This is a genomic window from Mycobacterium sp. NGS62, from assembly GCF_059812285.1.
Map to the genome: position 1 here is coordinate 590,673 of NZ_JCALCK010000002.1, position 25,695 is coordinate 616,367.

The following is a 25,695-nucleotide window of genomic DNA, read 5'->3' on the forward strand; positions in this document are numbered from 1 at the left end:
AAATTGGTACCGCTATGACCCAGCCTGACCAATTGACCGAGCTACGGGTTTCGGATGCCGACCGCAACGGCACCCTGCGCCGGCTGCACAACGCGGTCGCGCTGGGGCTGATCGACATCGGCGAGTTCGAGGAACGCTCGTCGCAGGTGTCCTACGCTCGGACTCGCACCGAGCTGGACAGCCTGGTCAGCGACCTGCCCGGCCCCGGAGCGATCGTCACCTCGGCAGCCGACCGGGTCGAACTGCGCGGCTGGCTCGGCTCTCTCAAGCGGCACGGCGGGTGGATGGTGCCGACTCGGCTGGCGCTGGTGCGCCGAGTGGGTTCATGCGAGTTGGACCTGGTGAACGCGCGTTTCGCCGGCCCGGTCGTCGTCATCGAACTTGACATGAAGTTCGGATCGGTCGAAATCCGTCTGCCCGAGGGCGCCAGCGCCTCGATCGACGACGTCGAGGTTTACGCCGGTAGTGCCAGCGACCGCCGCAAGGCCGCGCCGGCCGAAGGAACACCCCATGTGGTGTTGACTGGACGAGTGGTCTGCGGCTCGGTGGTGGTCAAGGGACCGCGCCGGTCGTTGCTGCGGCGGCGTTAGCGCCGGAAAAGCGTCGCGCCGGCGCGCGCCAGCCGACCCCATCCGCGCGGCCGGCGAATCAGCGTGAGCACCAGCGGAACCGCGTTGAAATACGAGACTCGTTCGGCGATCAGTCCGTCGATGAATGCGAAGCGATCGACGGCGTCCCACGCGATCGGCTTACCGCCGTAGGTTCCGCTCAACGTGAACTCGATGAACACCTCCGTTTTGCCGTGGCCGACGGTGTGCACGTCGGCGTGCAGGTCGGGAATCAGTGCGAAGAGCCGCTGGAACGCTGACAGGCAGGCCCGCTTGCCGTGCAGGGTGCCCATCATCGGCTGGACCAGCACGATGTCGTCGCTCCACAGTGCGTCGTGCCTGGCCAGGTCCGGTGTGCGCCAGGTGTCGGCGAACCGCTCGGCGAACTGTGCGGTGAACTCTGCGTCAACGGTGTCGATCTCCATGGTCGTGCAATGTAGCCCGACCATCCGACTACCCTGGCGACATGCCTGTTCGCACCGCACTTTCCCCCGGCGTGCAGTCTCCGACACTGCCGGTGCCGGCGTCGGTTCCCCGCCCGGAATACGTCGGTAAAGCCACCGCGCGCGAGGGCAGCGAGCCGTGGGTGCAAACTCCCGAGGTCATCGAGAAGATGCGCACTGCGGGCCGGATCGCGGCCGGCGCACTGGCCGAGGCCGGCAAGGCGGTGGCACCCGGGGTGACCACCGATGCGCTGGACCGGGTCGCGCACGACTACATGGTCGACCACGGCGCCTACCCGTCGACCCTGGGCTACAAGGGTTTCCCCAAGTCGTGCTGCACGTCGCTGAACGAGGTGATCTGCCACGGCATCCCCGACTCGACGGTGATCGAGGACGGCGACATCGTCAACATCGACGTCACCGCCTACATCGACGGCGTACACGGCGACACCAACGCGACGTTCCTGGCCGGCGACGTCTCCGAAGAGCACCGGCTGCTCGTCGAGCGCACCCACGAGGCGACGATGCGCGCGATCAAAGCCGTCAAACCGGGCCGGGCATTGTCGGTGGTCGGGCGCGTCATCGAGTCGTATGCAAACCGGTTCGGCTACAACGTGGTTCGCGACTTCACCGGTCACGGCATCGGCACCACCTTCCACAACGGCCTGGTGGTGCTGCACTACGACCAGCCCGCGGTCACCACGATCCTGGAGCCGGGGATGACGTTCACCATCGAGCCGATGATCAACCTCGGTGCCCTCGACTACGAAATCTGGGACGACGGCTGGACGGTGGTCACCAAAGACCGCAAGTGGACCGCGCAGTTCGAGCACACCCTTCTGGTCACCGACAGCGGCGCCGAAATCCTGACGTCTCTCTAGCGCGACGAACGTGAGTGGGGCGCTGCTGGTCGCGGGCACCAGCTCCGACGCCGGGAAATCGATGGTGGTGGCCGGGCTGTGCCGGCTGTTGGCCCGCAAGGGCATCCGGGTGGCGCCGTTCAAAGCGCAGAACATGTCCAACAACTCCGCCGTCACCGTCGAAAACGGCGAGATCGGTCGGGCGCAGGCCGTGCAGGCCCGCGCCGCAGGATTGCCGCCAAGCGTCCGGTTCAATCCCATCCTGCTCAAACCCGGCAGCGACCGCAGTTCACAGCTGGTAGTCCGTGGCCAGGTCGCCGGCTCGGTCAGTGGCAGCGGTTACTGGACCCAGCGCAACGAGCTGGCCGCTGTGGTGGCCGACGAATTGGCAAGCCTGCGCGCCGAATTCGACGCCGTGATCTGCGAGGGCGCCGGATCGCCTGCAGAAATCAACCTGCGCGAAAATGATCTGGTCAACCTGGGACTGGCCCGGGCCGCGCATCTGCCGGTGATCCTGGTCGGCGACATCGATCGCGGCGGGTTGCTGGCCCATTTGTTCGGCACGGTGGCAGTACTCGACGCGCCCGACCAAGCGCTGATCGCCGGGTTTATCGTCAATAAGTTCCGCGGCGACCTCACGCTGCTGGCACCCGGTCTGCGGCAACTGGCCGAGCTCACCGGCCGTCCGACCTACGGCGTCCTGCCCTACGCCGAGGAACTATGGATGGACTCGGAGGATTCCGTCTCGGTGATGGATCACCGGGTGATGGGCACACCGCAACCGCCGCGCGGGCAGGGCCGGCTTCGCGTCGGTGCGCTGCGGCTGCCGCGAATCTCCAACTCCACCGACGTCGAGGCGCTGGCCTGCGAGCCCGGGGTGGTGGTGCGCTGGGTCAGTGAGCCTGCCGACCTGACCGACGTCGATGTGATCGTGGTGCCGGGCAGCAAAGCCACGGTCGACGATCTGCGCTGGTTGCGCGCGCGTGGCCTGGACCGGGCGATCGCAGCGCATGCCGAATCCGGCCGGCCGGTACTGGGTATCTGCGGCGGTTTCCAGATGCTGTGCCGCTCGATCGACGACCGGGTGGAGACCCGGTCCGGGCGCGTCGACGGGCTGAGTCTGCTCGACGCCGACATCGTGTTCGAGACCAAGAAGGTGCTGCGTCGGTGGCAGGGTCCGCTGAACGGCTACGAGATCCACCACGGCCGGGTCGCCCGCTGCGCCGAAGCGGCCTGGTTTGACGCGGACGGATCACCGCAGGGTTATCGACGCGACCATGTGTACGGCACCCACTGGCATGGCCTGTTCGACAACGACGAGTTTCGGCGAAAGTGGTTGACTGCTGCGGCCGCCGCGGCGGGCCGGAATGGTTTCGTTGTGGCTGACGATGTGGATGTGGCGGCCCGCCGCGACGGCCAGCTGGACCTGATGGCCGATTTGTTGGCGGCGCACGTCGACATCGACGCGATCATCGGTCTACTCGACAACGGTCCGCCGTCGCGCCCGACTGTCGTTGCGGGCCTGCGCGATTAGCGAACCGTTGTCAAAACTGCGCTAGCGCAAGTGTTCTGAGGCACCGCGACCGCCGGGGCAGCTATTAGACATCAGTTCACCTGATATCCATCTGAGAGACAGTGCAGAAACGCCACGCGCCGAGGGCAATGGCTGTAGCTTGCGAAAGTGCCCTCGACGATGATGACCACCATCGACGGATTCCCGATCGAGGTCAATATCGCGGGCCCGGAACGGGGCTCGGTCGTCGTGGTGCTCGGCGCGGCCCAGCGGGCTCTGGCTGCCTACGACCCGCTCTGTGAACGCCTGCACACCGCGTCGCTGCGGACGCTTGTGATCGGCCCGGACCAACGGCTGACCGCCAAGTCCGTCGTCGGCATTCTCGACGTGCTCGATATCGACTGGGGCGTGCTGGTAGGCGATCGCATCGGCGGCGAACTGGCCTGGGAGCTCGCGGCCACCAGGCTGGACCGCTTCACCGGTCTGATCGTCGTCGATCGCGGGCATCCGCGGGCGCCCGACGTCGCCGGGGTCATCCGCGACCGAGACTGCCCACCGGTGGAAATCAACACCACCGCGCTGGTCAGCTCGCCTGCAGCGCAGGCGGTGGCCCGCGCCAGCCAGCGGTTCGTCTACGGGGATTACCGCGTGGTGGAGTTGCTGGGGCGCCGCAACGCGCAAGATTCCACTGCGCAGCTGGCCGCCGAGATCGTCCTGCGTACCAGCACCTGGTGACCGACCGCGGCCGCGGCATCGGCCTACGGTGGTGACGTGCACACCTCGCGACCCCCGATGATCGGGATGACCACCTATCTGGATCAGGCCCAGACCGGCATTTGGGATGTGGTGGCCAGTTTTTTGCCGGCCGTCTACTTTGAGGGCATCACGCGAGCCGGCGGCGTGGCGACGCTGCTGCCGCCCCAGCCGGTGGATGTCGACATCGCCGAGCGGGTACTCGACGGACTCGACGCTTTGGTGATCACCGGCGGCAAGGACGTCGATCCCGCCGCCTACGGCCAGCAACCGCATCCGGCCACCGACGAGCCCGGCCGGCAACGCGACGCCTGGGAATTCACCCTGCTGCGTGGAGCGCTGCGGCGCGCGCTGCCGGTGCTGGGGATCTGCCGGGGCGCGCAGGTGCTCAACGTCGCGCTCGGCGGAACGCTGCATCAGCACCTGCCCGACGTCATCGGGCACAGCGGCCACCGGGCCGGCAACGCGGTGTTCACCACGCTGACGGTGCGCACCGTGGCCGGCACCCGGTTGGCGGGATTGCTGGGGGAGTCGGCCGACGTGCGCTGCTATCACCACCAGGCCATCGGCGACGTCGGCGACGGACTGGTCGTCAGCGCCTGGGACGTCGACGGCGTGATCGAGGCCCTGGAGTTGCCCGGTGATGCTTTTGTACTCGCCGTGCAATGGCATCCCGAGGAAAGCCTCGATGACCTGCGGCTGTTCACGGCGATCGTCGACGCGGCCCGCGCGTATGCGAGCGTGAGCAAATGAGCACGGATCTGAACCGGCGGCTGGCCGGCAAAATCGCCGTGGTCACCGGCGCCGCCGGCGGCATCGGTCTGGCCACCGCGCAGCGGCTGCACGCCGAAGGGGCCACGATCGTCGTCGGCGACATCGATCGGCGGGCCGGCGCACAGGCCGCCGACGACTTGGCCGGTTTGTTTGTGCCGGTGGACGTTTCCGACGAAGCCGCCGTCAACGCACTGTTCGACACTGCGGCGGCAACCTACGGCTCGGTCGACATCGCGGTCAACAACGCCGGCATCTCACCGCCTGAAGACGAGCTGATCGAGAACACCGAGCTGCCCGTGTGGCAGCGGGTGCAAGACGTCAACCTGACATCGGTCTACCTGTGTTGCCGGGCGGCGTTGCGCCACATGGTGCCCGCGGGAAGCGGCTCGATTGTCAATGTCGCCTCGTTCGTTGCGGTGATGGGCTCGGCGACGTCGCAGATCTCCTACACCGCCTCCAAGGGCGGCGTGGTGGCGATGTCACGTGAGCTCGGGGTGCAGTTCGCCCGGCAGGGCATCCGGGTCAACGCGCTGTGCCCGGGCCCGGTGAACACTCCGCTGCTGCAGGAGCTTTTCGCCAAGGACCCAGAGCGCGCCGCGCGCCGGTTGGTGCACGTGCCGATGGGCCGCTTCGCTGAAGCACCCGAAATCGCCGCCGCCGCTGCATTCCTGGCCAGCGACGACGCCTCGTTCATCACGGCCTCGGCGTTTCTGGTCGACGGCGGCATCAGCGCCGCCTACGTCACCCCGGTGTAGTCGACTCGGTCAGCCGTTCGCGGTGTCGAACGAAAAACACCACCGCCGCAGCCGCGCAGAGCACACCGACGACACCGCCTATTGCACAAGCCGGCCCGTGCAGGGCATCGGCAACTTTCTGCCAGTCGCGGTCGAGCGCATAGCCGGCCCCGGCAAGCGCCGCGGTCCAGGGGATGCAGCCGGCAACGGTATAGACGCCGAACCGCAGCGGCGGCATGGCCGAGATCCCCGCCGGCAGTGAAATGAATGTGCGCACCGCGGGCAGCAGCCGCCCGAGGAAAACCGCGGCGCCGCCGTAACGCGCGAACCAGCGCTCGGCGCGGTGCAGGTCGTGACCGCGCAGCCACACGCGGCTGCCCCAGCGATGCCAAACGGCTTGGCCGCCATAGCGTCCGAGCGACCACGCCAGATAGCTGCCGACCGCGTTGCCCGCGACGCCGGCCGCCACGATGAGGACGAGGCTGGGGCCGGCGCCGGGTAACGCCTGGGCGGCCAACGCCCCGCCGAAGAGCATGACCAGCTCCGACGGAATGGGGATGCACGCCGATTCGGCTGTCATGAGCACAAACACGGCGACATAGCTGTAGCTGGCGATGAAATCTTGCATTGAGATCGTCTCCTGAAAGGTTGGGTTCATCCGGCTGAGGGCGAACGCGGAATCACGGTGGGACGCAGGTCGTATTGCGGCGTTGCACCGCCAGCTGAGCGCCCGGCCATATGCGTTATCGGCATCAACGGCATGCCGGACAGTCCACTCGTCCCGGGCACCCCGACGCCGGCGCCCGGCAATGTCGCGGCCGCCGGGCTTGTCGTCGGCCCTGCCCAGAGCTGCGGCACGGACAGCGGGCCGATGGCGGTGGCCCTGCCCAGGCTCGCCGAGACGCTAGACCCGCTGCTGCCCAGTGCCGTGGTGGCCGAGCCAATCGCGCTTGGGGCCGAACCGGCCCAGCCGCCCAGCGCCGAGTTGGCGGCGGTGACGGCCGCCGGGGCGGCGATAGCCGACGCGGTGCCTGTTTTCGCGAACCCGAGACCTCGCATCAAAAACGTCAAGGGATACGTCGCGAGTCTGGCGGGAACGGTAAGTGAGTTCAGCAGCGACAGCGAATGCAGCGACGACGACGTCGCCGACGACGACGGCGATGCCAGTCCCGCCAGCGCGTGCGGCGTTGCGGCTTGAATAGCGGCCGGGCCACTGGTGGTCGGCGGCGGCTGGCTGAACGGACTCAACTGCGAGGCCGCCGCTGACGAGCCGGCGTAGCCGTACATGGCGGCAGCATCCTGAGCCCACATCGCGTCGTACTGAGCCTCAGTCGCGGCGATCGCCGGCGCGTTTTGTCCCAGGACATTGGTGGCAAGCAGCGTCATCAGCTGAGCGCGGTTGGCGGCGATGAGCGGCGGCGGCACTGTCATCGCGAACGCGGTTTCATAGGCACCGACGGCCGCCCGGGCCTGGTTGGCGGTTTCTTCGGCCTGGGCAGCGGTGGCCTGCAGCCACCCCGCGTACGGTGCGGCCGCGGCTGCCATCGCCCCCGACGATGGGCCCGACCACGATGCGGCGGTCAGCCCGGAGATCACCGAGGAGTAGGCGAGCGACGCCGAGCCGAGCTCGGCGGCCAGTTCGTCCCAGGCCGATGCTGCGGCCAGCATCGGCCCGGCGCCGGCCCCGGAATACATCCGGGCGGAGTTGATTTCGGGCGGCAACATTCCATAGTCCATCGCTATGCACCTCCGTGAAGCGCCGCGATCGGATCGGCGGGAATGCCTGATTTGCTGCTGATTGAAGACAGTGAAGACATGGACTTCTCCTGAAGAAGAACGGACATTGTGACGGAGACAGACCCATCGGCCACTGCGGTGCTCGTACCGTGGACGCGCTGCTACGCGGTTCAGAACTGAGTCGCGGGCTATGGCGCCGAGGTCAGCGTCGAAAGCTGATACCCCGCGGATGGCGTGGGTCGGCGCTCATCGGCCGCCATGGCATGGCTCGACGGCTCGGCGCCGAATCGGTCACTGCCGCGTGATGCAGAACTGAGTTAAGAGATCCTGTCCGGAATGACCCGATGCGGGTGCACGGGCGCACGTGCCGCCCGGCCAGGACCACACGATCGGCGTTGACACCGGCGAGGTCTGCGACGCCGGTATCACCCGCAATTGGGCCGGTGGGCGATCGCGGTGTAGTCCCGCGGACTTGAATGCCGTATGACTTGCCGGCGCGGAGGCGTGTCCCAACTGCGCGTGGTCAACATGGGCAGCGCTCGACGCGGTTGCCGAAGGCGGGGTGTCCGGCACGGCGCGCTCTAACCGCAGCAGCCAGCATCCGAGGACAGCGGCCAGCACGCATACCACCGCGGCAATGGCGATGGCCGACTGCGACCGTGACGGTCGGCGTGCGACGCTGAATTTCACAGTGTCTCAACTGTAACAGCGCGCAGCGGGGTTCAGCAGCGTTGCGACGGGGCCGGCGCTATCCGGCGGCCGGCGGGTGCGCCATCACACTCGGGCGGAACCCGTATCGGGGCGCGGCACCATTCAGCCCGTGTCCATTCGCACCTGCGAGCGGCATCCCGCCCAGGAGGCTTCCCGGACCGCCTGCCACACCGCCCGGTGGGATGCCCTGGGCGATGCCCGGCAATGCGGTGGCCCCGGTGGCAATCGGCGACATGGCGGTCCAACTCGACGGCACCGACAATGGTCCGATCGAGCCTGCCTGACCCAAACCGGCCGCTACTCCGCCGAGTCCACCGAGCGGGCCCGCCAATGCACCGCCGAGCCCTTCGGCGGCGGCCGCGCCTCCAGTCGCCGCCCCCTCGGCTGCCTCCGCAGCGCCACCGACGCCCGCCATCGCGGCGAAATCGGTCATGGTGCCCAAGAAGTTCCCCGGCATGTAGAACCCGGACGAGAAGATGGTGTTCCAGAAATTATCGTTCAGCCCCAGGCCCTCCGAACCAAACAGGCCATCGGGGAACAAAGAGCCCAGGAAACCCGAGCCCAACGTCGACGACGCCGGGGAGGAGAGGCCCTGCAGTGTCTGCGGGATGGTGGTCGTCAACTGCGAAAGAGCCGTCTGAGTGCCTGCGACGGTTGCCGTTCCGGTGGCTTGGGTAACCGCCGCGGCCTGCAGGACCGGACCGGTGGTCGTCGTGGTCACCGGCGGTTCGGTGAACGGCGCCAACGCCGATGCGGCCGCCGACGATCCGGCATAGCCGTACATCGCCGCGGCGTCTTGCGCCCACATCTCGGCGTAGTGCGCTTCGGTGGCCGCGATCGCCGGCGTGTTCTGGCCGAGGAAGTTGGTCGCGACCAACGACGCCAACAGCGCGCGATTGGCGGCGATCACCGGCGGGGGCACCGTCATGGCGAACGCGACTTCGTAAGCGCCCGCGGCAGCCTTGGCTTGGATGGCCGTCAGTTGCGCCTGGGCCGCGGCGCTACCCATCCACGCCACATACGGAGCGGCGGCGGCGGCCATCGACGCCGATGCCGGCCCGCGCCATGGTCCGGTGGCCAGATTGGTGACCGCCGACCCGTAATCTGCGGTCGCAGAGGTCAATTCGGCGGATAGGTTGTCCCACGTGGTGGCAGCCGCCAACAATGGGCCGGCGCCGGCCCCGACGTACATGCGGGCGGAGTTGATTTCTGGTGGTAGGGCTGCGAAATCCATTGCATCGCTCCTCAACTCGCGGCGACGGCGTTAGCTGTCTCGGTGGCCGCGTAAGACCCCGAGCTGGCCGCCAGCATCGTCACGAACGCGTGGTGGATGGCGTTGGCTTGCGCGCTGACCAATTGATACATCTGAGCGTGAGCGGCGAATTGTGCTGCAGTCAGCGCTGATACCTCGTCGGCGGCGGCGGGGATGAGTGCCGTGGTCGGTGCCGCCGCTGCGGCATTCTGGGCGCTCACCACCGAGCCGACAGATTGCAGATTAATGGCCGCTGCGGACAGCGCTTCGGGTACGATGTTGACGAATGACATGGACTGCTCCTTCGAATACCAGATCGCCCCGGTGGACTAGTCCATCCCTGGGCGCATGCAGGCAGCGCACACCCGTATTTGCACAGGCGTGCCTGAAAATTGGCCCAATGCATGCGTTGAGACAGCAGGCATCGTGCCTGGACCGAATCGAGATCGTTACGGTCGTCGAATGTTGCGGACTCGGACGGTCATGTCCGAGCTGAAAATCACAGTTCGACCCATGCGCGGGCCAAGCTGCACTGATCGTGGGTAGCATTGGCTACCCGCTCCTGGCCGGGCGGTGAACGCGGCCTGATATCAACCCAAGCCGACTTCTCGACGCGTTTCAGCCGACGCGTTCGGCCTGCACGGCCCACTTCTCCTCGATACGGCCATAACGCCAGACCATCAGAGCGACAACCCATGTCGCCACGAACAGCCCGACAATGACAAAGCCGACGGCGTTGAGGTTCAGCCCGCCGACCCAATCCCAAAATGGGCCGCCCCAACCGAATTGATCGACGAATAGGCCAAGCAGTTCGACGCTGCCGATGAGCAGGGCAACCGCCACGGACAGCCCGGTGATGGTGATGTTGTAGTACACCTTGCGCACCGGATTCGAAAAGGCCCAGCCATAGGCGAAGTTCATGAACGAACCATCGATGGTGTCCAACAAGCACATTCCGGCGGTGAACAGCACCGGCAGACACAGAATGGCGTACCAGGGCAGGCCGGCCGCGGCGCTGGTGCCGGCCAGCACCAGCAGCGCGACCTCGGTGGCGGTGTCGAAGCCCAGCCCGAACAACAGGCCCACTGGATACATATGCCAGGACGCCGTAATCGATTTGGTGAAGCGACCAAGGAACCGGTTGAGCAATCCGCGGTTGTTCAGCTGTTCTTCCAGCTCGTCCTCGTCGTAGACCCCGCGGCGCATCTGGACGAACACCCGCAGGATCCCCACCAGGATAACCACGTTGATGACGGCGATCAGGTACAAGAACACGCCCGAGACCGTCGTGCCGATCAGGCCGGTGTAGTGGTGCAGCGCCGACGAATCCTGCCTGACCGGCCCAACGATTGCTTTGACGCCGAATGCCAGCAGCAGTGCCAGCCCGAAGACGACAGAGGAGTGGCCCAGCGAGAAGAAGAAGCCGACGGCCAACGGGCGCTGCCCGTCGTTCATCAGCTTGCGGGTGGTGTTGTCGATCGCCGCGATGTGGTCGGCGTCAAAGGCGTGCCGCAGCCCCAGGGTGTAGGCCGTCAGACCGATGCCGATACCGAACGCCTTGTCGCCGACCGAAAAGTGCGCCGGTTCGACGACGAGCACCAGCGTGCACCAACCGACCAGATGCAGCGCGACGATCACTGCGAACATGGCGCACAGACGTAGCCACTCGTCTGGCGTCAAGGCGTTTCGCAACCTCGACCACGACGATTGCTGCTGACCAAATGCAGCGCCGGCCATGTCGTGTCCTCTCCGCACAAGAAGAAAACCCCGGCCGCTCACGACGTTAATCCACCAGCAAGCGACATGCAGACGATTTGCAGTAATAATGCAAATCATTTGCAAGTGGAATATGGTGGAATTTAGTGGAATTCCGTAGCAACGCTGGAATTGCGTCCTCGCTCAACGCCGGTAGGTGATCAGCGGGATCGCCAGCTCGGCCGCCGTGGCAGCGCCGTGGAATCCCACCAGCTGTGCCACTTCCGGCGGCTCAAAACCGGTGGCCAGCACCGCCGTATCACCGGTGCAGGTGACGACGACATCGCCGATCCTGTTGAGGTGATCGCCGTCCACTGGCCCGAACAAGCCTGCCGCAACCGCATTTTCGCGGCTGCGCACCTCGGCGCGCCCGGCCAGTATCTCGCTCCACGCCGCGATGACGTCGGGCGCCGCGCCGGCGACGGTATGGAGGTAGCGCACCCGCGGATCGCCGGCCGCCACCCGTACTCCGGCAGCCAGCTGCGCGTCGGTCCCGAGGTCGATTCGCGCGTCCGCCGGGATGTTCAGTCCGCCGTGGTCGGCCGTGATCAGCAGCGCCGCATCTGCCGGCAGCGCCTCGACCAGCCGCGTGAGCAGCGCGTCGACGTAAGCGGCGGCGCTATGCCATTCCGGTGAACCGATCCCGAATACGTGCGCGGCAGTGTCGAGGGCGGCGGTGTAGCCATAGACCAGCCCCGGTCCTGCCGCCAGCTCGTCGGCCACCCGCTGCGCGTAGTCATCGCCCGGGTTCGCCGGACGGAAGTCCGCGCCGCGGTAGGCCGCTTCGGTGAGGCCGCTGCCGATGAACGCGGCCGGCAGCACCGCCCGCGCGCTGATACCCGCCGCGGCGAGCCGTTCGAACCACGTCGGGACGGGCTGCCACTGCGCGGGCGGTGGGTCGTCGCGCCAAAAGATATGGTGCAGCACTCGGTCGGTGGCGGGCAGCTTGACGGTGAAGCCCAAAACGCCGTGCCGGCCCGGCGGGACTCCCGTGCCCAACGAGACCAGGCTGGTCGGTGTCGTCGACGGGAACGTGCACGTCAGTTCCTGGAGCCGTCCGTCCTCGCCGGCCAGGATCGACGCGAGCAGCGGAGCGCTGCCCGCCAGCTCCGGCAGCAGATGCCAGCCCATCCCGTCGACCAGAATGACGGCGATGCGGCGCACGTCGCCCACCGTTTCGGTGATCCCCAACGCGTCGACCGCTTCCGGCGCTGACAGCAGCGCAGCAGCGGCGGGCAGCACGTCGCAGATGGAACGCGGCGATCGCAAGCGCGGCGAAGCCGGGCGCAGCGGGTCGTCGCGCGACAAATCAGCCACGGACCTCAGTCTGGCAGCTTCCCGGGCCCCCGATCCTGTTCATTGGCGCGATTCGGCCATCAGGTGCGCGCATACTGGAGAAGTGACCAAGCCATCCGCGTTGGATCCGACGGTCACCGAGCGGATCGGCGAGTTGCTGCGCGCACATGGGCTGCGGCGGATGGCGTCCCGGATTGCGGTGTTGGCCGTGCTGGAGCCGGTTCACGGTCATTTGTCGGTGGCCGAGATCGACCAACAGCTGCGCCAATGTTTGCCGGCCGGTGAACAGCCGCCGGACCTGGCGACGATCTATCGGACGGTGACCACCTTGGTCGAGCAGGGTGTGCTGCACGCTCTGACCCTCGAGGGCGGGGTCACCACTTATGGGCTGGCCGAAGACCCACACCATCACGCGGTGTGCACCCGGTGCGGCTCGATCATCGAGGTGCCCGCGCAACAGCTGAGTTCGGCGCTCGAGCATGCGATGGAAGGCAGTTCGTTCACCCTGTCCGAGCGGGCCGGTCTGACCTTGCACGGCCTGTGCCCCGCATGCCAGTCGAACGACCGGCCGCCGTCAGCTCAGTCCGAGTAGCGCGTTCTCCACCACCTCGGGCAGCGCCGGATGAATCCAGTATTGGCCGCGGGCCATTTGATGGGCGGTCAGCCCGAAACTCATTGCCTGGATCAGTGGCTGGATGATCGAGGACGCCTGGTGGCCCATGATGTGGGCACCCAGTAGCCGCCCGCTACCGCATTCGGCGACGAGCTTGACAATGCCGGTGGTGTCCTCCATCGCCCAGCCGTAGGCGACGTCGCCGTAGTCCTGCACCTTGACCGACACGTCGAAACCCTTTGCAACAGCCTGGTTCTCGGTCATACCCACACTGGCGACCTGCGGATCGGTGAACACCGCCGAGGGCACGTAGCGGTGGTCGGTGGCCATCATCGCCTCGGTGTCTTCCCAGTCGCACAGCAGGTTGTGCTGCACGACGCGCGCCTCGTGATTGGCCACATGCTTGAGCTCATACGGGGAGGAGATATCACCGAGTGCGAAAACATTACGGGCGGAGGTCCGTTGGTATTCGTCGACCGCTATGCGGCTGTGCACAACGTCGATCCCGGCCTGCTCGGCGTCGAGCAGATCCCCATTGGGTATCCGCCCGGTGGCCACCAATACCGCGTCGGCGCTCAGCGTGGAGCCGTCGTCGAGTTCGAGCACGATGCCCGAGCCGTCATGACTGGCGTCGACGACGTTGCGATGGGTGCGGAGTTCCCATTTGGTCGAGGCGATGCGGGTGAAGCGCTCGGACAGCGTGTCATCCAAGTGCCGCAGCAGCGTGCCGCCCCGGATCACCAGCGTGATCCGAACGCCGAGCGCCGAGAAGATGTGCGCGAATTCGGCTGCCACGAAACCGCCGCCGATGATCACGAGGTGCTCGGGCAACTCGGCGATCCGCATGATCGTGTCGCTGGTGTGGTATTGGACGCCGCACTCGAGGACCGCAGGCGGAGCAACCGGCCGTGATCCTGCGGCGATCACCACTTGGTCGGCGGTGAACTCGTCGCCGTCGTCGGTGCGCAGCAGATAACGACCGTCGGGCTGGACCGGGCCGAAACGCGTGTGACGCCCGTACACGTCGACATTGGGGGAGGCGCGTCGATAATCCTCCCCGCTGACCCCGATCGGGTCGATGCGACCAAAGATGCGGGACACGATGTCATCCCAGCGCACACCCTCGATATGCGCGTCGATACCGTAACGCGCTGCGCCGCGGATTGTTTGGGCAACCTCGGCAGCGTAGACGAACATCTTGGTCGGGATGCATCCGACGTTGAGGCAAGTGCCGCCGAAGACGCCCTGTTCGCAGATCGCGACTCGTTTGCCGGCATAGCGTTCATCGAGAACGCTGTTGCCCGAACCGGTTCCGATGATTGCGAGGTCGTAGGTTTCCATGTCGTCATCCGTTCTGTGACGGTATCGATTCGGCGGCGCCGAGGTAGTGGTCGAGCCAGGTGTCCAGCTGACGATAGGCCTCCTGGCGAGGCTGCGGCATGGACAGGAACACATCGTGTTTGGCGTCGGTGATCGGGACGATCGTGCTGCGGTTGCCGATGCAGCCGGCCCACCGGGCGATGTGGCTGACATCGAGCACCGCATCGCCGCATTGCAGGGCAACCGAGTCGGCGGTTTCGGACACACTATGGTCTGAGCGCAGGATCAAATTGGGTACCCCGACATCGAGCCCGCGGTGCAGCCGGGCCTGTCCACGCCGGATCGCGTGTAGCCAGCCGAAGGTGATCGGGAACCCACCGAGCGGCTTCCACTGCAGGTCGTAATCGAATTCGCCGTGATAGCTGGTGTGCAGGCTGGCGCCGTAGCCGCCCGCACCGGGTGCCCGGGCCACCCGTGTTTTGCTGACCCGTGCGATGGCTGCGATCAGAGCAGAGGTCACCGCCCAGCGCAGCACCGCCGCACCGGGCAGGTCGAGCAGCGGACTGTTGAGCACCAGGCCACCAATACCGGCCCGGGCGGTGGCGTCCCGGCGCCGCAGCCGATCCAGCCACAGCGATCCGATGAGCCCGCCGGCGGAATGTCCGCACACCAGCACACGAGCGGCATCGGTGTCCTGGCGGATAACGGCCAGGACGTCGTCGAGTTCGGCGTCGTAACAGCTCAGGTCGGTGGTGAAGTGCGGGGTTTGACCCGGCCGCCACGAACGTCCGCATTTGCGTAGGTCGACTGCATAGAACGCGAAGCCGCGGTCGGCGAAGTGGTCGGCCAGCGCGGTATTGAAGAAGTAGTCGGTATAGCCGTGCATGGCCAGGACAGCGTGTGGCACGGCGGCGGCTTCGCCGCGACGGATCAGGGTCGCGACGACGTCTCCCTCGCCGTCCGGATCGCGGCCCAGCGCGATCGTGCGCTGCCAGTAACCGGGCAGGACATCGCGCTGCCAGCCAGTCACGTTCGCCAGCTTAAAGCGTGCGGGATTGCATTGACTGCTGCCGGGATAGCCTGAGGACCGCTACAGCCGATCCACGACGAAGGACAAACCTCCGGTGTCCGACTCCGCTACAACCGCGAAGGCCGACGTCGTGCTGGTGGGGGCGGGCATCATGAGCGCCACCCTGGGGGCGTTGCTGCGACGGCTGGAACCCGGCTGGTCGATCACTGTGGTCGAACGGCTGGACGCCGCCGCCGCCGAAAGCAGCGACTCGTGGAACAACGCCGGCACCGGCCACTCCGGGCTCTGCGAGCTCTTCTACACCCCGGATCGCGACGGCTCGATCGACATCAGCAAAGCGGTGCGCGTCAACGAGCAGTTCCAGGTCACCCGCCAGTTCCTGGCCTATTCCGTGGAAAACGGCATCCTCACCGACGTGCGCGGCTTCCTCAACTCGGTCCCGCACGTCAGCTTTGTGCAGGGCGTCGACGAAGTCGACTACCTGCGACGGCGCCGGCAAGCGCTGTCGGCCAACCCGCTGTTCGCGCGCACCGAGTTGATCGAAGATTCCCACGAGTTCGCCCGCCGGTTGCCGCTGATGGCAGCCGGACGTGACTTCCGCCGGCCGGTGGGGCTGAGCTGGGCCGCCGACGGCGCCGACATCGACTTCGGTGTACTGGCACGACAGCTCATCGGTTACGGCCTACAGGATGGCACCACCGCGTTGTTCGGGCATGAGGTGCGCAATCTGTCCCGTCGACGCCAGGGCGGTTGGTCGCTGAGAATCCGCAACCGCCGCACCGGCCAAAGCCGCGACCTCCACGCGAAATTCGTGTTCGTCGGGGCCGGCGGCGAAGCGCTGCGGCTGTTGCAGCGCTCCGGAATCAAGGAGGCGAAGGGTTTCGGGGGCTTTCCCATCGGCGGGCGATTTTTGCGCAGCGCCAATCCTGCCCTGGTCGGGGGGCACCGCGCCAAGGTGTACGGCATGCCCGCGTCCGGGGCGCCCGGTGTGACGGCGCCGCATCTGGACGTGCGGATCGTCAACGGCAAACCGTGGCTGTTGTTCGGGCCGTTCGCGGATTGGTCGACGAAGTTCCTCAAGCACGGCCGTGTCTCCGACCTGGCGCGGTCGGTCAAGCCGAACAACGTGTTGTCGATGCTCGGCGCCGGGTTCGGCCACCGAAAGCTGGTCAACTACCTCCTCGGCCAAGTGCAGCTCACCCACCCAGCGCGGGTCGATGCGCTGCGTCAGTTCGCGCCCGGCGCAGTCGATTCCGACTGGCAGACGGTGGCGGCCGGCCAGCGGGTGCAGGTGATCCGGCGCGGAAAACTCGAGTTCGACACCACGGTGCTGACTGCCGCCGACGGCAGCATCGCCGGGCTGCTGGGCGCCTCGCCGGGCGCCTCGACAGCCGTATCGGCGATGCTCGATGTGCTCCAGCGCTGCTTTCCCGACCGCTATCAATCATGGCTGCCGACCCTCAACGAGATGGTGCCCTCGCTGGGCACCGCGTTGTCGCGGGAGCCGGCGCTGTTCGACGAGGTGTGGGCATGGGGCACAAAGGTGTTGGAGCTATGACCGCCGGATTGCGCCGAGCGTGGGCCAAAGACCTTGACGCGCCGACCCTCTACGAGCTGCTCAAGCTGCGGGTGGAGGTCTTCGTCGTCGAGCAGGCCTGCCCGTATCCCGAACTGGACGGGCGAGACCTGCGTTCGGAAACCCGACATTTCTGGCTGGAAGAGCCCGATGGCGCGGTGATCTGTACGCTGCGGCTGATGGAAGAACACGCCGGCGGGCACAAGGCGTTCCGGATCGGCCGGTTGTGCACCAAACGCGCTGCGCGCGGGCAGGGTCACACCACCCGACTGCTGCAAGCCGCATTGGCGGAGGTGGGCGACTACCCCTGCCGTATCGACGCCCAGGCCTACCTCGCCGAGATGTACGCCCAGCACGGCTTCGTCCGTGACGGCGAGGACTTCGTCGAAGACGGTATTCCGCATGTGCCGATGCTGAGGCCGGGCGGGCCGTGAAGCCCTACCCGTTCAGTGCGATCGTCGGCCATGAGCAGCTGCGGCTGGCGTTGATCCTGTGCGCGGTGCGCCCCGAGATCGGCGGGGTGCTGATCCGCGGCGAGAAGGGCACCGCGAAGTCCACCGCCGTGCGGGGCCTCGCCGCGCTGCTGTCGGCCGCCGCGTCGGAGGGCACCGACGCCCGGTTGGTGGAACTGCCGATCGGCGCCACCGAGGACCGGGTGATCGGCTCACTGGATCTGCAGCGGGTGCTGCGCGACGGTGAGCACGCGTTTTCGCCCGGGCTGCTGGCCCGCGCCCATGGTGGTGTGCTCTACGTCGACGAGGTCAACCTGCTGCACGACCACCTGGTCGATCTGCTGCTCGACGCCGCCGCGATGGGCCGGGTGCACATCGAACGTGACGGGATCTCACACTCCCACGAGGCCCGGTTCGTGCTGATCGGCACGATGAACCCGGAAGAGGGCGAGTTGCGCCCACAGCTGCTGGACCGCTTCGGGCTGACGGTCGACGTGCATGCTTCGCGTGAGGTCGACGTGCGGGTGCAGGTCATCCAGCAGCGGATGGCTTACGAGGCCGACCCGGACGGATTCGCCGACCGGTATGCCGCCGCGGATGCCGAGTTGGCCCGCCGGATCGCCACTGCCCGCCGACGGCTCGACGACGTCGTATTGCCGGAGAACGAGTTGCGCCGCATCGCGGCGCTGTGCGCGGCGTTCGACGTCGATGGGATGCGTGCTGATCTGGTGGTGGCCCGTACCGCCGTCGCTCATGCCGCCTGGCGGGGCAGCGGCGACGTCGACGAGCAGGATATCCGGGTGGCCGCCGAGTTGGCGTTGCCGCACCGGCGCCGCCGCGACCCGTTCGATGATCCGGGCATCGACCGTGACCAGCTCGACGAGGCGCTGGAGCAAGCGGGCAATCCGGAGCGGGACCCAGACCCGGACCCTGACCCACCGGGCGGTGGCCAAAGCGCAGAAGAAGCGGAGCCGCAAGCGAATTCGCAACACGCGCCGTCGCAGCCGCGACCGAGCGCGCCGCCGTCGTCGACCTTCCGGACCCGCGCCCTGACCGTGCCGGGCGTCGGTGCGGGGGCACCGGGCCGCCGATCGCGGGCCCGCAACACCTCCGGCGCGGTGGTGGCCGCCACCGACGACGTCGCCGCTGGCCATGGCCTGCACCTGTTCGCCACCGTGTTGGCCGCTGCCGAGCATGCGGCCGGCGGGAACCGGCTGCGGCTCCAGCCCGGGGATGTGCGCCGCGCGGTCCGGGAGGGCCGCGAAGGCAACCTGGTGATCTTCGTCGTCGACGCCTCGGGTTCGATGGCCGCCCGCGACCGGTTGGCGGCGGTCAGCGGTGCGACCTTGTCGCTGCTGCGCGACGCGTATCAACGGCGCGACAAGGTCGCCGTCATCACTTTCCGCCACCAGGGTGCGCAGCTGTTGTTGCCGCCGACGACGTCGGCGCACATCGCCGCTCGCCGGCTGTCCCGCTTTGACACCGGCGGCAAGACGCCGCTGGCTGAAGGGCTGCTGGCCGCCCGCGAGCTGGTGCTGCGCGAGAAGGTTCGCGACCGCGCGCGCCGCCCGCTGGTGGTGGTGCTCACCGACGGGCGAGCGACATCGGGCGCAGATCCGTTGGGCCGCAGCCGCACTGCGGCCGCCCTGCTGGTCGCCGAAGGCGCCGCCGCGGTGGTGGTGGATTGCGAGACGTCGTTCGTGCGGCTGGGGCTGGCCGAACAGCTGGCGGCCCAGTTGGGCGCGCCCACCCTGCGGTTGGAGCAGCTGCGGGCCGATTATCTGACCCAGGCCGTGCGCGGCGCAGCCTGAGTTCGGGGTGAATTAGTCATGCCACAGGGCCGCCCGCTTCAGGTTCCCGACGACGGCTTGACCACTCGGGCCCGGCGCAACTCTCCGGTGTTGGCCGTGCACACCGGGCCGGGTAAGGGAAAGTCGACCGCCGCATTCGGAATGGCGCTGCGGGCCTGGAATTCCGGGTTGAACGTCGCGGTGTTCCAATTCGTCAAGAGCGCCAAGTGGAAGGTCGGCGAGGAGGCGGCGTTTCGCGAGCTGGGCCGGTTGCACGACGAGCACGGTGTCGGCGGAGCCGTCGAATGGCACAAAATGGGTGCCGGCTGGTCGTGGTCGCGGAAGGCCGGCAGCGACGACGATCACGCCGCGGCGGCCGCCGACGGCTGGGCCGAGATCACCCGCCGGCTGGCGGAGCAGCGACACGACTTTTACGTGCTCGACGAGTTCACCTATCCGCTGAAGTGGGGCTGGGTCGACGTCGACGAGGTGGTGGACGCCCTGCTGTCGCGTCCGGGCCACCAACATGTGGTGATCACCGGCCGCGACGCCCCGCCGCGGCTGGTCGACGCGGCCGACCTCGTCACCGAGATGACCAAGATCAAGCATCCGATGGACGCCGGGCGCAAAGGCCAGAAGGGCATCGAGTGGTAGAGGCGCCCCCCCTTTTGCGCGAGCGTGCGTGTCGCCGGTCGACACGCCGCACTCAAACCCGTTTTTGCGCACGCTCGCGCCGATGGCGACCAGCGTGAGCACGCCTGCCGTCGTCATCGCAGCTCCGGCATCGGGAAGCGGAAAGACCACCGTCGCAACGGGTCTGATCGGTGCACTGCGGCAGGCGGGCCATCTCGTCGCACCGTTCAAAGTGGGCCCGGACTTCATCGATCCCGGCTACCACGCCGTGGCAGCCGGGCGCCCGGGCCGCAACCTCGACCCGGTTCTGGTGGGCGAGCAGCTCGTCGGCCCGCTTTACGGACATGGCACCGCCGGCGCCGACATCGCGGTAATCGAAGGCGTGATGGGGCTTTTCGACGGACGCATCGACGAGGCCGCAGCCGCCCCGGCACGAGGATCGACGGCGCAGGTCGCCGGCCTCCTGGGCGCCCCGGTCGTCCTGGTGGTCGACGCCCGCGGGCAAAGTCACAGTATTGCAGCTCTGCTGCACGGCTTTTCGACGTTCGACACCGGTATCCGCATCGCCGGTGTCGTGCTGAACCGGGTCGGCTCGCCCAGGCATGAGCAGGTGCTGCGGCAGGCCTGCGAACATGCCGGCATCCCGGTGCTGGGCGCGATTCCGCGCCGTGACGAAATCGAAGTGCCGACACGGTATCTGGGCCTGGTCACTGCAGCCGAATACGGTCGGCGCGCCCAGGCCGCCGTTGAGGCGATGACAGCCTTGATCGCCCGCTACGTCGATATCGGTGCTGTCGTCGCAGCGGCCGCAACTGCGGTCACCGATCCGCCGTGGGATCCGGCGGCCGCCGTGGGTGAAGCGGTCACCGAACCGGTTACGGTCGCGTTGGCCAGCGGCAAGGCATTCAGCTTCGGCTACGCCGAACACGCCGAACTGGTCCGGACGGCCGGTGCCGACGTCGTCGAATTCGATCCGCTGGTCGATTCGTTGCCCGAGAACACCGACGCGGTGCTGTTGCCCGGTGGCTTCCCCGAACAGTTCACCGCCGAATTGTCGGCCAACGATCCCGCCCGCCGGCAGATCAGCGCGCTGGCCGCTGGCGGAGCGCCAGTGCATGCCGAATGCGCCGGGTTGGTGTACCTGGTTTCCGAACTCGACGGCTACCCGATGTGCGGGGTCCTGGCCGGGTCGGCGCGGTTCACCGAGCAGCTGACCTTGGGATATCGTGACGCCGTCGCCGTTGCCGATTCGCCACTCTACGGCACTGGCCAGCGGGTGACCGGGCACGAATTCCACCGCAGCGCAGTCACATTCGCCGACACTTATCAACCGGCATGGAGGTATCAGGGGCACGCCGCGGGCACTGTGCGCGACGGCGCCGTCCACCGCGGCGTGCATGCGGCCTACCTGCACACCCATCCTGCTGCGGCTCCAACGGCCGTGGCACGCTTCGTGGCCCACGCCAGCAGCATTAAACTCGCCCAGTGACCGAGAACGCCTACCTGGTCGGCATGCGGCTGTCCGGCAAGAAGGTCGTCGTGGTCGGCGGCGGCACGGTCGCTCAACGCCGGCTTCCGCTGCTGGTCGCCAGCGGCGCGGACGTGCATGTCATCACCCGCAGCGCCACCCGCGCTGTCGAGGCGATGCAGCGAATCACCTTGTCGCTGCGCGAGTATCGCGACGGCGACCTTGACGGAGCCTGGTATGCGATTGCGGCCACCGACGACCCCGCCGTCAACACCGCAGTGGTCGACGAAGCAGATCGTCGACAAATCTTCTGCGTCCGCGCCGATATCGCCGTTGAGGGCAGCGCGGTCACCCCGGCGACGTTCGACTACGCCGGGCTGGCGGTGGGCGTGCTGGCCGGCGGCGAGCACCGTCGCTCGGCAGCGATCCGCTCGGCCATCCGGGAGGCGCTGCAGCGTGGGATCGTCACCGCCGAGAGCGACGACGTCGTGCACGGCGGGGTGGCGCTGGTCGGCGGCGGCCCCGGCGACCCGGAACTGATCACCGTCCGCGGGCGCCGCCTCCTGGCCCAAGCCGACGTGGTGGTCGCCGATCGCCTGGCCCCACCGGAATTACTTGCCGAGCTGCCGCCGCAGGTCGAGGTGATCGACGCCGCCAAGATCCCGTACGGCCGCGCCATGGCGCAAGACGCCATCAACGCAGTGATGATCGAGCGCGCCAAGGCCGGGCAGTTCGTGGTGCGCCTCAAAGGCGGCGACCCGTTCGTGTTCGCGCGGGGCTACGAGGAAGTGCTCGCGTGCACCGAAGCCGGAATTCCGGTCACCGTCGTGCCGGGTGTGACGAGTGCCATAGCGGTGCCCGCGTTGGCCGGCGTTCCGGTCACCCACCGCGCCATCAACCACGAATTTGTGGTGGTCAGCGGCCATATAGCGCCCGGGCATCCCGAATCGTTAGTGAATTGGGACGCATTGGCGGCAATGTCGGGCACCATCGTTTTGCTGATGGCCGTGGAACGTATCGAACTATTCACCGAAGCGTTGTTGAAAGGCGGTCGACCAGCGGATACGGCGGTCTTGGTGGTTCAGCACGGGACGACGGCCGCCGAGCGCACGTTGCGGGCTACCCTCGCTGACGCTCCCGAAGCGATCCGCGCGGAGGGTATCCGGCCGCCGGCGATCATCGTGATCGGCGCCGTCGCGGCTTTCGGCACTTAAGCGGTTCTTAAGATTACTGTAGGGTAGCTCCTTATGACTGCTCTCAACGACGCAGAGCGGGCAGTCGGTAGCTGGACTACTGACGACCCCGTTCCGACGCCCGTTAAAGAGGCTCCCGTGGACCGTACGAGCAGGTATTCCCCGGCGTGGCTGCCGTCGCGCCGATTCATTGCCGCGGTGATCGCGATCGCCGGCATGCAGCTGATGGCGACCATGGACGGCACCATCGCGATCGTGGCGCTGCCCCGGATCCAAAACGAGCTCAGCCTGTCCGACGCCGGCCGTAGTTGGGTGATCACCGCCTACGTGCTGACCTTCGGCGGGCTGATGCTGCTCGGCGGCCGGCTCGGCGACACCATCGGCCGCAAACGCACTTTCATCGTGGGCGTCGCGCTGTTCACGATCGCCTCGGCGCTGTGCGGCATCGCCTGGGACGAATCAACCTTGGTCACCGCCCGGCTGCTGCAGGGGGTGGGCGCTGCGATCGCCTCCCCGACCGGTTTGGCGCTGGTCGCGACCACCTTCCCGAAGGGACCCGCGCGCAACGCCGCAACGGCGGTGTTCGGCGCGATGACCGGCGTCGGCTCGGTGATGGGCCTGGTGGTCGGCGGGGCGCTGACCGAGGTGTCGTGGCGGCTGGCGTTTTTGGTGAACCTGCCGATCGGGCTGGTGATGATCTACCTGGCCCGCACCACGCTGCGGGAAACCGTCAAGGAGCGGATGAAGCTCGACGCCACCGGGGCCTTTCTTGCCACGTTGATCTGTACCGCCGCGGTGTTCGCGTTCTCGATGGGCCCGGAGCAGGGCTGGATCTCCGTCACGACGATCGGTTCGGGACTGGTGGCCCTGGGTGCTTTCATCGCATTCGCCATCATCGAGCGCACGGCCGAGAACCCCATCGTGCCGTTCGACCTTTTCCTGGACCGAAACCGGCTGGCCACGTTTGCGGCCATCTTCATGGGCGGTGGTGTGCTGTTCACCCTGACCGTGCTGATCGCGCTGTACGTGCAGGACATCATGGGCTACAGCGCGCTGCGCGCCGGGGTCGGCTTCATCCCGTTCGCGATCGCCATGGGCATCGGCATGGGCGCGTCGTCGCAGCTGGTGTCGTGGTTTCCGCCGCGGGTCGTGGTGATCAGTGGCGGTGCCCTGTTGGTGGGCGCGATGTTGTACGGCTCGACGCTCAACGCCGGCATCCCCTACTTCCCGAACTTGGTGATCCCGATCGTGGTCGGCGGCATCGGTATCGGCATGATCATTGTCCCGCTGGCGCTCTCGGCGATCGCGGGCGTCGGGTTCGACAAGATCGGACCCACCTCGGCGATCGTGCTGATGCTGCAGAACCTCGGTGGTCCGGTGGTGCTGGCCGTGATCCAGGCCGTGATCACGTCGCGCACCCTGTATCTGGGCGGCACCAACGGCCCGGTGAAAAACATGAACCCAGCGCAACTGCACGCGCTCGATCAGGGCTACACCTATGGCCTGCTGTGGGTGGCCGGGGTGGCCGTCGTGGTCGGCGGGGTTGCGCTGCTGATCGGCTACACCGCCAAGCAGGTTGCCCACGCGCAGGAAGTCCAGCACGCCCTCGACGTCGGCGAGCTGTAGCGGGCACGGTTCACCGGCGCTGAGACGCGCCTGCATTAGGCTGGCGTCTCATGTCTACGCCGGGCGGGCCTGCACCGACGGCCCGGCAGTTGTCCTCCAGCGTGCTCGGTATCGCCATCGTCGCGATCACCGGCATGCAGCTGATGTCGACGCTGGACGGCACCATCGTGATCGTGGCGCTGCCGCGCATGCAGGCCGAACTCGACCTTTCCGACGCCGGGAAGAGCTGGGTGATCACCGCTTACGTGTTGACCTTCGGTGGGCTGCTGCTGCTGGGTGGTCGGGTAGGCGACGCCATCGGCCGCAAGCGGGCTTTCATCTCCGGGGTTGGTGTGTTCACCCTGGCGTCGTTGGCATGCGGGTTGGCCACCGAGGAGTCGTTCCTGGTGGTGGCTCGTGCTGTCCAGGGCATGGGCGCCGCGGTGGCCGCGCCGACCGGTTTGGCGTTGATCGCGACGACCTATGCCGTCGGTCCGGCCCGTAACCAGGCGATGGCCATCTCGGCAGCCATGCAGGGCGCCGGTTCGGTGCTGGGCCTGGTTCTCGGCGGCGCGCTGACCGTGGTGTCCTGGCGGCTGGCGTTTTTGATCAACATTCCGATCGGGATCGTCATCGTCGCCATCGCGGTCACGCAGCTGGCGGAGACCCGCCACGAGCGGTTGAAACTCGACATCACCGGCGCGGCGCTGGCCACGCTGGGCTGCATGTCCGCGGTGCTGATCTTCACCCAGGGGCCGCAACGGGGCTGGACGGATCCGTGGGTGATCGGGGCGGCGGTCGCCACCGTGCTGCTGGCGCTCGGATTCCTGGTTGTCGAGCGCACCGCCGAGCATCCGTTGGTGCCACTGTCGCTGTTCAGCGAGCGCAACCGGGTGATGACCTTCTTTTCCCTCTTCATGGCCGGCGGGGTTCTGCTGACCCTCACGGTGATGATCGGGCTGTATGTGCAGGACGTGATGGGATATTCGGCGCTGCGCGCCGGGCTGAGTTTCATCCCGTTCGCCGTGGCGCTCGGCGCCGGGAACGTGGTGGCGGCGCGGTTAGCGCCGCATTTCGCGCCGCGCTGGCTGATCATCTGCGGCGGAGTCGGGGTGTGGGGCGCGATGCTGTACGGCTCCACATTGACGCGCAACATCCCCTACTTCCCGAACCTGTTGGTGCCCATCGTGATTGGCGGGTTCGGGATCGGCGTTATCTCGGTCGTCCTGCCGCTGTGCGCGGTCGCCGACGTGCGGCCCCGCGACATCGGGCCGGTGTCGGCGATCACGCTGATGGTCCAGGACCTCGGCGGTCCGTTGGTGTTGGTGGTGATCCAGGCGGTGCAGGTATCGCGCACCCTCTATCTCGGTGGCACCACCGGGCGAGTTGCCGACATGACGCCGGCCCAGATCAACGCGCTCGACCATGGCTACACCTACTCGCTGCTGTGGGTGGCCGCCGTCGCGGTGCTGGTGGGCGCCGGTGCGCTGGGTATCGGCTTCTCGGCGCGTCAGATCGCCCGCGCGCAACACAATCGCGAAGCCGTGGAGGCCGGTCAGCTGTAGCGTCACGAAAAAGA

25 protein-coding genes are annotated in these 25,695 nt (G+C 67.4%); 15 read left to right on the forward strand and 10 right to left on the reverse strand.

Annotation, left to right across the window (positions count from 1 at the left end):
- Positions 1-14 precede the first annotated feature (14 nt).
- Positions 15-590, forward strand: a complete 576-nt coding sequence (locus AC5Y49_RS07805) for a DUF1707 SHOCT-like domain-containing protein (protein WP_499885610.1) — start codon at positions 15-17, stop codon at positions 588-590.
- On the opposite strand, the gene AC5Y49_RS07810 is transcribed toward AC5Y49_RS07805, so the two are convergent.
- Complete coding sequence (locus AC5Y49_RS07810; RefSeq protein ID WP_499885612.1) at positions 587-1,033, reverse strand: nuclear transport factor 2 family protein; 447 nt, start codon at positions 1,031-1,033, stop codon at positions 587-589. The genes AC5Y49_RS07805 and AC5Y49_RS07810 overlap by 4 nt on opposite strands.
- A gap of 41 nt (positions 1,034-1,074) precedes the next feature.
- Between AC5Y49_RS07810 and map the strand changes: the two genes are divergently transcribed.
- From map to AC5Y49_RS07835, 5 genes are all read left to right on the forward strand, one after another.
- Entirely contained in the window at positions 1,075-1,932 is an 858-nt protein-coding gene (gene map / locus AC5Y49_RS07815) for a type I methionyl aminopeptidase (RefSeq protein WP_499885614.1), read from the forward strand.
- A gap of 10 nt (positions 1,933-1,942) precedes the next feature.
- On the forward strand, positions 1,943-3,445 hold the full coding sequence (locus AC5Y49_RS07820) for a cobyric acid synthase (protein WP_499885616.1): 1,503 nt from the start codon (positions 1,943-1,945) through the stop codon (positions 3,443-3,445).
- 162 nt (positions 3,446-3,607) lie between these two features.
- On the forward strand, positions 3,608-4,159 hold the full coding sequence (locus AC5Y49_RS07825; RefSeq protein ID WP_499886322.1) for an alpha/beta fold hydrolase: 552 nt from the start codon (positions 3,608-3,610) through the stop codon (positions 4,157-4,159).
- A gap of 57 nt (positions 4,160-4,216) precedes the next feature.
- Positions 4,217-4,930 (forward strand): gamma-glutamyl-gamma-aminobutyrate hydrolase family protein, encoded by a 714-nt coding sequence (locus tag AC5Y49_RS07830; protein WP_499886324.1) that lies wholly within the window; start codon positions 4,217-4,219, stop codon positions 4,928-4,930.
- Positions 4,927-5,706, forward strand: a complete 780-nt coding sequence (locus tag AC5Y49_RS07835) for a 3-oxoacyl-ACP reductase (RefSeq protein WP_499885618.1) — start codon at positions 4,927-4,929, stop codon at positions 5,704-5,706. Before AC5Y49_RS07830 ends, AC5Y49_RS07835 begins: the two co-directional genes overlap by 4 nt.
- Here AC5Y49_RS07835 and AC5Y49_RS07840 read toward each other — a convergent pair.
- The 7 genes from AC5Y49_RS07840 to AC5Y49_RS07870 all read right to left on the reverse strand — a co-directional run bounded on the left by AC5Y49_RS07840 (position 5,693) and on the right by AC5Y49_RS07870 (position 12,457).
- Positions 5,693-6,313, reverse strand: coding sequence for a DedA family protein (locus AC5Y49_RS07840; protein WP_499885620.1), 621 nt, complete (start codon positions 6,311-6,313; stop codon positions 5,693-5,695). The two genes, AC5Y49_RS07835 and AC5Y49_RS07840, sit on opposite strands and share 14 nt — an antisense overlap.
- 26 nt (positions 6,314-6,339) lie before the next feature.
- Positions 6,340-7,422 carry a PPE family protein gene (locus AC5Y49_RS07845; RefSeq protein ID WP_499885622.1) on the reverse strand — a complete coding sequence of 361 codons (1,083 nt, stop codon included), beginning with the start codon at positions 7,420-7,422 and terminating at the stop codon, positions 6,340-6,342.
- Positions 7,423-7,713: 291 nt separating this feature from the next.
- Positions 7,714-8,112: a putative copper homeostasis (lipo)protein LpqS gene (gene lpqS / locus AC5Y49_RS07850; RefSeq protein ID WP_499885625.1), complete on the reverse strand. Its 399-nt coding sequence runs from the start codon at positions 8,110-8,112 to the stop codon at positions 7,714-7,716.
- A gap of 58 nt (positions 8,113-8,170) precedes the next feature.
- The gene (locus AC5Y49_RS07855) at positions 8,171-9,367 is read right to left on the reverse strand and encodes a PPE family protein (RefSeq protein ID WP_499885627.1); all 1,197 of its coding nucleotides are present in this window, start codon (positions 9,365-9,367) and stop codon (positions 8,171-8,173) included.
- 11 nt (positions 9,368-9,378) lie between these two features.
- Positions 9,379-9,678 (reverse strand): PE family protein, encoded by a 300-nt coding sequence (locus AC5Y49_RS07860; protein WP_499885629.1) that lies wholly within the window; start codon positions 9,676-9,678, stop codon positions 9,379-9,381.
- A gap of 325 nt (positions 9,679-10,003) precedes the next feature.
- Complete coding sequence (nicT, locus tag AC5Y49_RS07865) at positions 10,004-11,122, reverse strand: Nickel transporter NicT (protein WP_499885631.1); 1,119 nt, start codon at positions 11,120-11,122, stop codon at positions 10,004-10,006.
- A 162-nt stretch (positions 11,123-11,284) separates the two neighbouring features.
- Positions 11,285-12,457: an alkaline phosphatase family protein gene (locus tag AC5Y49_RS07870; RefSeq protein ID WP_499885633.1), complete on the reverse strand. Its 1,173-nt coding sequence runs from the start codon at positions 12,455-12,457 to the stop codon at positions 11,285-11,287.
- Between the two features lie 82 nt (positions 12,458-12,539).
- Here AC5Y49_RS07870 and AC5Y49_RS07875 point away from each other — a divergent pair, with 82 nt between their 5' ends.
- Complete coding sequence (locus AC5Y49_RS07875) at positions 12,540-13,028, forward strand: Fur family transcriptional regulator (protein ID WP_499885635.1); 489 nt, start codon at positions 12,540-12,542, stop codon at positions 13,026-13,028.
- On the opposite strand, the gene mtr is transcribed toward AC5Y49_RS07875, so the two are convergent.
- Both mtr and AC5Y49_RS07885 read right to left on the reverse strand, forming a co-directional pair.
- Positions 13,011-14,390 (reverse strand): mycothione reductase, encoded by a 1,380-nt coding sequence (gene mtr / locus AC5Y49_RS07880; RefSeq protein ID WP_499885637.1) that lies wholly within the window; start codon positions 14,388-14,390, stop codon positions 13,011-13,013. The genes AC5Y49_RS07875 and mtr overlap by 18 nt on opposite strands.
- 4 nt (positions 14,391-14,394) lie before the next feature.
- The gene (locus tag AC5Y49_RS07885; protein ID WP_499885639.1) at positions 14,395-15,399 is read right to left on the reverse strand and encodes an alpha/beta hydrolase; all 1,005 of its coding nucleotides are present in this window, start codon (positions 15,397-15,399) and stop codon (positions 14,395-14,397) included.
- Between the two features lie 94 nt (positions 15,400-15,493).
- Here AC5Y49_RS07885 and mqo point away from each other — a divergent pair, with 94 nt between their 5' ends.
- From mqo to AC5Y49_RS07925, 8 genes are all read left to right on the forward strand, one after another.
- Positions 15,494-16,957 (forward strand): malate dehydrogenase (quinone), encoded by a 1,464-nt coding sequence (gene mqo, locus AC5Y49_RS07890; RefSeq protein ID WP_499885641.1) that lies wholly within the window; start codon positions 15,494-15,496, stop codon positions 16,955-16,957.
- A complete protein-coding gene (locus AC5Y49_RS07895; RefSeq protein ID WP_499885642.1) occupies positions 16,954-17,409 on the forward strand; it encodes a GNAT family N-acetyltransferase in 456 nt (151 codons plus the stop codon). The genes mqo and AC5Y49_RS07895 overlap by 4 nt, the downstream gene beginning before the upstream one ends.
- A complete protein-coding gene (locus AC5Y49_RS07900) occupies positions 17,406-19,238 on the forward strand; it encodes a VWA domain-containing protein (RefSeq protein ID WP_499885645.1) in 1,833 nt (610 codons plus the stop codon). The genes AC5Y49_RS07895 and AC5Y49_RS07900 overlap by 4 nt, the downstream gene beginning before the upstream one ends.
- A gap of 18 nt (positions 19,239-19,256) precedes the next feature.
- Positions 19,257-19,871: a cob(I)yrinic acid a,c-diamide adenosyltransferase gene (gene cobO, locus AC5Y49_RS07905; protein WP_499885647.1), complete on the forward strand. Its 615-nt coding sequence runs from the start codon at positions 19,257-19,259 to the stop codon at positions 19,869-19,871.
- Positions 19,872-19,953: 82 nt separating this feature from the next.
- Positions 19,954-21,339 carry a cobyrinic acid a,c-diamide synthase CobB gene (locus AC5Y49_RS07910; protein WP_499885649.1) on the forward strand — a complete coding sequence of 462 codons (1,386 nt, stop codon included), beginning with the start codon at positions 19,954-19,956 and terminating at the stop codon, positions 21,337-21,339.
- On the forward strand, positions 21,336-22,532 hold the full coding sequence (cobA, locus tag AC5Y49_RS07915) for a uroporphyrinogen-III C-methyltransferase (RefSeq protein ID WP_499885651.1): 1,197 nt from the start codon (positions 21,336-21,338) through the stop codon (positions 22,530-22,532). Before AC5Y49_RS07910 ends, cobA begins: the two co-directional genes overlap by 4 nt.
- Positions 22,533-22,565: 33 nt before the next feature.
- A complete protein-coding gene (locus AC5Y49_RS07920; protein ID WP_499885653.1) occupies positions 22,566-24,137 on the forward strand; it encodes an MFS transporter in 1,572 nt (523 codons plus the stop codon).
- Between the two features lie 50 nt (positions 24,138-24,187).
- Positions 24,188-25,681, forward strand: a complete 1,494-nt coding sequence (locus AC5Y49_RS07925) for an MFS transporter (RefSeq protein WP_499885655.1) — start codon at positions 24,188-24,190, stop codon at positions 25,679-25,681.
- The last annotated feature ends 14 nt before the right edge of the window (positions 25,682-25,695 follow it).